The organism is Pseudomonas sp. 1912-s (genome assembly GCF_029269205.1).
Classification (GTDB): domain Bacteria; phylum Pseudomonadota; class Gammaproteobacteria; order Pseudomonadales; family Pseudomonadaceae; genus Aquipseudomonas.
Genome location: NZ_JARIXR010000069.1, coordinates 1 through 7,922, shown reverse-complemented (window position 1 = coordinate 7,922; position 7,922 = coordinate 1). Strand labels below are relative to the sequence as shown.

The 7,922-nt window shown below is 59.8% G+C and carries 7 protein-coding genes and 1 pseudogene; 6 read left to right on the top strand and 2 right to left on the bottom strand.

Going from position 1 to position 7,922, the window contains the following annotated elements; all coding sequences use genetic code 11:
• Nucleotides 1–636: 636 nt before the first annotated feature.
• Nucleotides 637–1,350: a UTRA domain-containing protein gene (locus tag P3C29_RS32525; RefSeq protein WP_201124947.1), complete on the bottom strand. Its 714-nt coding sequence runs from the start codon at nt 1,348–1,350 to the stop codon at nt 637–639.
• A gap of 351 nt (nt 1,351–1,701) precedes the next feature.
• On the opposite strand from P3C29_RS32525, the gene P3C29_RS32520 reads away from it, so the two are divergent.
• The 6 genes from P3C29_RS32520 (at nt 1,702) to P3C29_RS32495 (ending at nt 7,038) form a co-directional block, all read left to right on the top strand.
• Nucleotides 1,702–2,769, top strand: coding sequence for an ABC transporter substrate-binding protein (locus P3C29_RS32520; RefSeq protein WP_275966455.1), 1,068 nt, complete (start codon nt 1,702–1,704; stop codon nt 2,767–2,769).
• Between the two features lie 164 nt (nt 2,770–2,933).
• Entirely contained in the window at nt 2,934–3,740 is an 807-nt protein-coding gene (locus tag P3C29_RS32515; protein ID WP_275966454.1) for an alkaline phosphatase family protein, read from the top strand.
• Entirely contained in the window at nt 3,737–4,582 is an 846-nt protein-coding gene (locus P3C29_RS32510; protein ID WP_003219748.1) for an ABC transporter permease subunit, read from the top strand. The genes P3C29_RS32515 and P3C29_RS32510 overlap by 4 nt, the downstream gene beginning before the upstream one ends.
• Entirely contained in the window at nt 4,569–5,369 is an 801-nt protein-coding gene (locus tag P3C29_RS32505; protein ID WP_003219747.1) for an ABC transporter permease, read from the top strand. The genes P3C29_RS32510 and P3C29_RS32505 overlap by 14 nt, the downstream gene beginning before the upstream one ends.
• On the top strand, nt 5,366–6,355 hold the full coding sequence (locus P3C29_RS32500; RefSeq protein WP_010166440.1) for an ABC transporter ATP-binding protein: 990 nt from the start codon (nt 5,366–5,368) through the stop codon (nt 6,353–6,355). The genes P3C29_RS32505 and P3C29_RS32500 overlap by 4 nt, the downstream gene beginning before the upstream one ends.
• A 29-nt stretch (nt 6,356–6,384) precedes the next feature.
• Nucleotides 6,385–7,038, top strand: coding sequence for an HAD family hydrolase (locus tag P3C29_RS32495; RefSeq protein WP_010166439.1), 654 nt, complete (start codon nt 6,385–6,387; stop codon nt 7,036–7,038).
• Nucleotides 7,039–7,771: 733 nt separating this feature from the next.
• Here P3C29_RS32495 and P3C29_RS32490 read toward each other — a convergent pair.
• Nucleotides 7,772–7,922: pseudogene (locus tag P3C29_RS32490) on the bottom strand (IS110 family transposase); the annotation flags it as partial.

Sequence of the window (7,922 nt, the reverse complement as noted above, 5' to 3'; positions counted from 1 at the left end):
CCTGCGTTCGGCCAGCGTGGTTTAACGGGGCGCCYAAGATCAAGATCAAAAGCAGATCAASARCACAGCGGCCTACAGGCCGGCTTGAGTGGTGTGAAGCAAAGGCAACATCAAGATCAAAATCTACAGCGGGCACGGTCAAATGTGGGAGCTGGCTTGCCTGCGATGGCATCAACTGGGTGTACCTGAAAAACCGAGGTGTCTGCATCGCAGGCAAGCCAGCTCCCACAGAAAAGCAGAGCTGCATCCGTTTCAGATTTCGTTTTCGCTCTGGCTTTTGATCTAGCTTCTACCACTCAAGCCGGCCTGTAGGCCGCTGTGCTCTTGCTTTTGATCTTGATCTGACTGCCCCAATAAGCCCGAGGCCGAACGCAGGTGGTGCGGAGCGGGTAAACCGGCAGGACGCCGGTTTAGCCGCGCTGGGCCAAGGATGGCCCATCGCGGCGGCCCGCGGAGCAGCGCCGGAGTGAGGGAACACCGAGCCTTAGCGAGGTGCCGACAGGCGGGGCAGAGCCCTTTGCTTACTTTGGGCTGGGCCGGCATTCCGGCTTTTCCAAAGTGAGCCGCTGTAAGAGCGGAACCATAAGTAGCCGTTACCGCAGAAATGGATATGTACGCGGTCAACGGGTCAACGGGTCAAACCACATCCACCCCAACATGAATCGCATCATGCCGCCAAAACTCCAGATCACAATCAATCAACCGCTCATGCTGATCATAATTAACCCGGGCAATCCGCAACCCCGGGCTCCCCACCGACACCCTCAACGCCGCCGCCGCCTCAACCTGCAATGACGTCGGCACAATCTCAAACCGCACCCGCCCGTAGTGCAAGTCATACACCCGCGCATACAACTCCGTAATCGACTGATTCAAATCACACTCCAGAATCCCCGGAAAATACTGCGGGTTCAGATAGTGCTCCACATACAACACCAACCGCCCATCAATCCTGCGCCCCCGGCAAATCTGGATCACGCTGGACAACGCCGGCAACTGCAACCACGCACACACCGACGCCGAAGCCGGCTGCAACCGCGCCGAGATCACCTCGGTCGACGGCACCCGCCCCTGCGCACTCACCATCGCGTGAAAATGACTGCGCTGCATCAGGTTGTAGGCAAGCCTGGGCGGCGACACAAACCACCCCCGCCGCTCCTCGCGATAAATCTGCCCTTGGGCCTCAAGTTGTAACAAGGCTTCCCGCACCGTGATCCGGGTGGTACCAAACAACTCGCTGAGCTTGCGCTCGGCCGGCAGCTTACTGGCAGGCGCCAACAACCCATGGTCGATCTGCTCTTGCAGCGCCAGGCCAATGGTTGTCACCGCTTTGGTTGCCTCATCACGCATCAACGTTACCTATCTGGACTAGACCAGCACTATTCAGGTGCACAAAACGCCCTCTAAACGCGCCTCTGCTGTTGCGTGCAAGCCTAGGCATTGCACATGACCGACAGATGACAGCGCCCCGCGACGTCCTGCCACAAGACCTGCAATACATCGGCCAAGTCCAAGGCTTCCGGGCGGTTGGGCATGGTCTACGCTTACCCGGCGATCCCCCGTCCAGGCCAACAAAAAACGACATCGACATGAAACTGTCATCCGCCAAGCCTAAATTGGCTCAGGTATTGCTGACCTAGACCAACACCACCGCAAACGTCGATAAAAACGCAGCGTTGAAAACGCCCAAAGGAGCTTCGGATGAAACAGCTTTTCCTGGCATCACTGTTAGGCTCAACCATTGCCATGTGCACCGCCGCCATGGCTGCTGATACCGATTTGAAAACCCTTGAAGCCGCCGCGAAAGCGGAAGGCGCCGTCAACAGCGTCGGCATGCCCGATGACTGGGCCAACTGGAAAGGCACCTGGGAAGACCTGGCCAAGACCTACGGCCTCAAGCACATCGACACCGACATGAGCTCGGCCCAGGAAGTCGCCAAGTTTGCGGCGGAGAAAGACAACGCCAGCGCCGACATCGGCGACGTCGGTGCCGCCTTCGGCCCGATCGCGGTAAAACAGGGCGTGACCCAACCGTACAAACCGACCACCTGGGCACAAGTCCCGGATTGGGCGAAAGACAAAGACGGTAACTGGGCGCTGGCCTACACCGGCACCATCGCGTTTATCGTCAACAAAAAGCTGCTGCACGGCTCTGAAGCCCCGAAAAGCTGGGCTGACCTGAAGACCGGCAAATACAAGGTTTCGATCGGTGACGTGAGCACCGCCGCCCAGGCTGCCAACGGCGTACTCGCCGCAGCACTGGCCAACGGTGGCGACGAGAAAAACATTCAGCCTGCACTGCTGATGTTCGCCGACATCGCCAAGCAAGGCCGCCTGTCGCTGGCCAACCCGACCATCGCCACCATGGAAAAAGGCGAGGTGGAAGTGGGCGTGGTCTGGGACTTCAACGGCCTGAGCTACAAAGCCAAGATGGCCAACCCGGATGACTACGTGGTGCTGATCCCGTCGGACGGCTCGGTGATTTCCGGCTACACCACCATCATCAACAAATACGCCAAGCACCCGAACGCCGCCAAGCTGACCCGCGAATACATCTTCAGCGACGCCGGCCAGACCAACCTGGCGCGAGGCAATGCGCGGCCGATTCGTGCCGAGCACCTGACCCTGCCAGCCGACGTGCAGGCCAAGCTGCTGCCGAACGAGCAGTACAAGAAAGTCACGCCGATCAAAGATGCCGACGCTTGGGAGAAGACCTCCAAGGCCCTGCCGCAGAAGTGGCAGGAAGAAGTCATCATCAATATGCAGTAAGAACGCGGCCAGTGTAGGAGCTGGCTTGCCTGCGATAACGGTATGACATTCAGCATTGTTGTCGACTGACACACCGCTATCGCAGGCAAGCCAGCTCCCACATTTCACCCGGTTCCAACCGAAAAAACCGAGTCAAGCCAATCTGTTGCGGAGCCCCAGCCCCTATGAAGCACAACGTCATCCTTGTCGTGCTCGACGGCCTGAATTACGAGGTTGCCCGACACGCCATGGGGCACTTGCAAGCCTATGTCGGCGCAGGACGCGCAGCACTCTACAAACTGGAATGTGAACTGCCGGCCCTGTCCCGGCCACTGTACGAATGCATCCTCACCGGCGTCCCGCCGATCGAGAGCGGCATCGTCCACAACAACGTCTCGCGCCTGTCCAACCAGCGCAGCATTTTCCATTACGCCACCGACGCCGGTTTATCCACAGCGGCAGCGGCTTATCACTGGGTCAGCGAGTTGTATAACCGCAGCCCTTTCATCGCTGCCCGTGACCGTCATACCAACGACCCGGCACTGGCGATCCAGCACGGGCATTTCTACTGGAATGACCATTACCCGGACTCGCACCTGTTTGCCGACGCCGAAAGCCTGCGCCTCAAGCACGCGCCGAATTTCCTGGTGGTGCACCCGATGAACATCGACGACGCCGGCCACAAGCACGGCCTCGATACCCCGCAGTACCGTAACAGCGCGCGCTCGGCCGACATCATCCTGGCCGACTACCTGCAAGGCTGGCTCGACGCCGGTTACCAGGTGTTGGTAACGGCAGACCACGGCATGAACAACGACCGTTCCCACAACGGCCTGTTGCCGGAAGAACGGGAAGTGCCGCTGTTTGTGCTGGGGAATGCCTTCAGCCTCGATGCCCACGCCACACCCAAACAGACCGAGCTGTGCGGCACCGTCTGCGAGCTGCTGGGTGTGCCCCACGACAAACCTGTATGCCGGGAGCTGTTGAAGTGAATTCAGTAATCCGCGGCAAATGGCTGGCCGCCCTGTGCCTGGTGCCTTTCGCCATTTTCTTTATCGTGTTCGAGATCGCCCCGCTGGTGTGGGTGATGATCAGCAGCGTTCAGTCGGAAGAGTTCGGCTGGGGCCTGGCCAACTTCAGCAAGATCTTCAGTTCGAAGTTCTACATGCAGGCGATCCAGTACAGCCTGGAGATCAGTTTCTACTCCAGCGTGTTCGGGATCATCATCGCCGTGCTGGGCAGTTACTCGCTGCGCCGCGTGGATGGCCCGCTACGCAACTTCGTGACCGCCTTCGCCAACATGACCAGCAACTTTGCCGGCGTGCCCCTGGCCTTCGCCTTCATCATCCTGCTGGGGTTCAACGGCAGCATCACCATCATGCTCAAGCAGGCCGGGATCATTCAGGACTTCAACCTGTACTCCAAGACCGGCCTGATCATCCTTTATACCTACTTCCAGATTCCCCTTGGCGTGCTGCTGCTCTACCCGGCGTTTGACGCGCTGCGCGAAGACTGGCGCGAATCGGCTTCGTTGCTCGGCGCGGATGGCTGGCAATACTGGCGGCATATCGGCTTGCCAGTGCTGACCCCGGCGCTGCTGGGCACGTTCGTGATCCTGCTGGCCAACGCCCTCGGCGCCTACGCCACCGTGTACGCGCTGACCACCGGCAACTTCAACGTACTGCCGATCCGCATCGCGGCGATGGTCTCCGGCGATATTTCCCTGGACCCGAACATGGCCAGCGCCCTGGCCGTGGTGCTGGTGGCGCTGATGACCGTGGTGACCGTGGTCCATCAACTGCTGCTCAAGAGGAGCTACCATGTCTCGCGCTGAACCTGGCTCGGCCGCCCTCTACCACCGGGTAGTGGTGTACCTGTTGTTTGCGATCCTGGTACTGCCTCTGCTCGGCACCCTGGTCTACTCCATCGCCAGCAGCTGGTCGGCGACCATCCTGCCTTCCGGCTTTACCTTCAAGTGGTACATCCAGCTGTGGAGTGACCCGCGCTTCCTGAATGCCTTTGGCCAGTCATTGCTGGTGTGTGTGGGTGCGTTGATTTTGTCGGTGGTGCTGATCCTGCCGCTGCTGTTTGTGGTGCATTACCACTTCCCCAAACTCGACGCCCTGATGAACATTTTGATCCTGCTGCCCTTCGCGGTGCCGCCGGTGGTCTCGTCGGTGGGGCTGTTGCAGCTCTACGGCTCGGGGCCGTTTGCAATGGTGGGTACGCCGTGGATTCTGATCGGTTGCTACTTCACCGTGGCATTGCCGTTCATGTACCGGGCGATCACCAACAACCTGCAAGCGATCAACCTGCGCGACCTGATGGACGCCGCCCAACTGCTCGGCGCCAGCACCTTCCAGGCGGCGTTCCTGGTGGTGCTGCCCAACCTGCGCAAGGGCCTGATGGTGGCGTTGCTGCTTTCGTTCTCGTTCCTGTTCGGCGAGTTCGTGTTCGCCAACATCCTGGTGGGCACTCGCTACGAGACCTTGCAGGTGTACCTCAACAATATGCGTAACAGCAGCGGCCACTTCACCAGTGCCCTGGTGATCTCCTATTTTTTCTTTGTGCTGGTGCTGACCTGGGCCGCCAACATCTTGAACAAGGACAAAAGCCAATGAGCTTCGTCAGCGTCCAACACCTGCAAAAAGGCTACGCCGGCACGCCGGTCTTCAGCGACATCAACTGCGAGATCGCCAAGGGCGAATTCGTCACCCTGCTCGGCCCGTCCGGCTGCGGCAAGTCCACGCTGCTGCGCTGCATCGCCGGCCTGACCTCGGTAGACAGCGGGAAAATCCTGCTGGACGGCCAGGACATCGTCCCGCTGAGCCCGCAGAAACGAAATATCGGCATGGTGTTCCAGAGCTACGCGCTGTTCCCCAACATGACCGTGGAACAGAACGTCGCCTTCGGCCTGCGCATGCAGAAGGTCAATGCCGACGACAGCCACAAGCGCGTGCAGGAAGTGCTGCAACTGGTGGAGTTGAAAGAGCTCGCCGGGCGCTACCCGCACCAGATGTCCGGCGGCCAGTGCCAACGCGTGGCCCTCGCCCGCTCCCTGGTGACACGCCCGCGCCTGCTGTTGCTGGATGAGCCGTTGTCGGCCCTCGATGCGCGGATTCGCAAGCACCTGCGCGAACAGATCCGCCAGATCCAGCGTGAGCTGGGCCTGACCACCATCTTCGTGACCCATGACCAGGAAGAAGCCCTGACCATGTCCGACCGGATCTTCCTGATGAACCAGGGCAAGATCGTACAGAGCGGAGATGCGGAGACCCTCTACACCGCGCCAGTGGATGTGTTCGCCGCCGGGTTTATCGGCAACTACAACCTGCTGGACGCCGACAAGGCCAGCAAACTGTTGCAGCGCCCGATCACCGGGCGCATCGCCATTCGCCCGGAAGCCATCGAGCTCAGCCGCAGCGGCGAGCTGGACGCCCTGGTGCGCAGCCACAGCCTGTTGGGCAACGTGATCCGTTACCGCATCGAAGCGCGCGGCGTGGAATTGGTGGTCGATGTACTCAACCGTTCGGCCGACGATCTGCACCCGGACGGCCAGCGATTGGCACTTTCCATCGACCCAAGTGCGTTGTGTGAAGTAGCCTGACGCACGATTTATTTGAGAGAGCGTGACAGATGGCATTGGTAATTTTTGATCTGGACGACACCCTGATCCATGGCGACTGCGCCACCCTGTGGAGTGAGCAGATGGGCCGCCTGGGCTGGGTGGATGGCGAGTCGTTCATGCGCAGGAACGACGAACTGATGGCGGCCTACAGCCGCGGCGAACTGGCCATGGAAGATTTCATGGACTTCAGCCTGGAGCCGATGATCGGCCGCACGCCAGAAGAAATCGAGCACCTTGTAGAGCCTTGGGTGGAAGACGTTATCGAGCCGCTGATCTACAGCGAAGCCACCAAGACCATCGCCCGGCACCGCCAGAATGGCGACCGGATCCTGGTGATTTCCGCCTCGGGTACGCACCTGGTCAAGCCGATTGCGGCGCGGATCGGCATTGATGAAGTGTTGGGGATTGAGCTGGACGTCGCCCACGGGGTGTACAGCGGCAAGACCACCGGTGTACTGACGTACCGCGAGGGCAAGATCACTCGCCTGATGGAATGGCTGGAGCAGGAAGGCGAGCACCTTGATGGCGCCTACTTCTACTCGGATTCGCGCAATGACTTGCCGCTGTTGCTGAAGGTTGAGAACCCGCAGGTGGTTAATCCGGACCCGGTGTTGCGTGCTCATGCTGAACAGGCTGGGTGGCCGATTCATCATTGGGTCTGAGACTTCGCGCTGTTTTGAGGTGAGGGCATATCCGTTATTTAGGTAACGGCCGCTTAGGGTTCCGCTCTTACAGCGGCTCACTTTTGAACAGCGCAAAAGTAAGCAAAACGCTCTGCCCCGCCTGTCGGCACCTCGCCTAGGCTCGGTGTTCCCTCACTCCGGCATTGCTCCGCGGGCCGCCGCGACGGGGCGTCCCTGCCCCGTCGCGGCTAAACCGGCGTCCTGCCGGTTTACCCGCTCCTCAATCCCTGCGTTCGGCCTCGGGCTTACTGGGGCAGTCAGAGCCAGATCAAGATCAAAAGCAAGAGCACAGCGGCCTACAGGCCGGCTTGAGTGGTAGAAGCCACAGCAAAAGCCAAAGCGAAAACCAAATCTGAAACGGATGCAGCTCTGCTTTTCTGTGGGAGCTGGCTTGCCTGCGATGCAGACAACTCGGTCTCTCAGGTACACCGAGGCGATGTCATCGCAGGCAAGCCAGCTCCCACATTTGACCGTGCCCGCTTTAGAGTTTGATTTTGCTTTTGCTCCACACCACTCAAGCCGGCCTGTAGGCCGCTGTGCTGTTGATCTGCTTTTGATCTTGATCTTAGGCGCCCCGTTAAACCACGCTGGCCGAACGCAGGCTTTGGAGCGTGGGTAACCCGGCAGGACGCCGGTTTAGCCGCGCTGGGCCAAGGATGGCCCATCGCGGCGGCCCGCGGAGCATCGCCGGAGTGAGCAACCGTGTCGAAATTCAAGCCATTTCAGCGAAATGCTTTTGATCGCGCACCATCGCATTCAGGATCGTCAGCAACTTTCTCATGCATGCCACCAGCGCTACTTTCTTCGTCTTCCCTGCAGCAAGCAGATGGTTGTAAAACCTCTCGATCACCGGGTTATGGCTC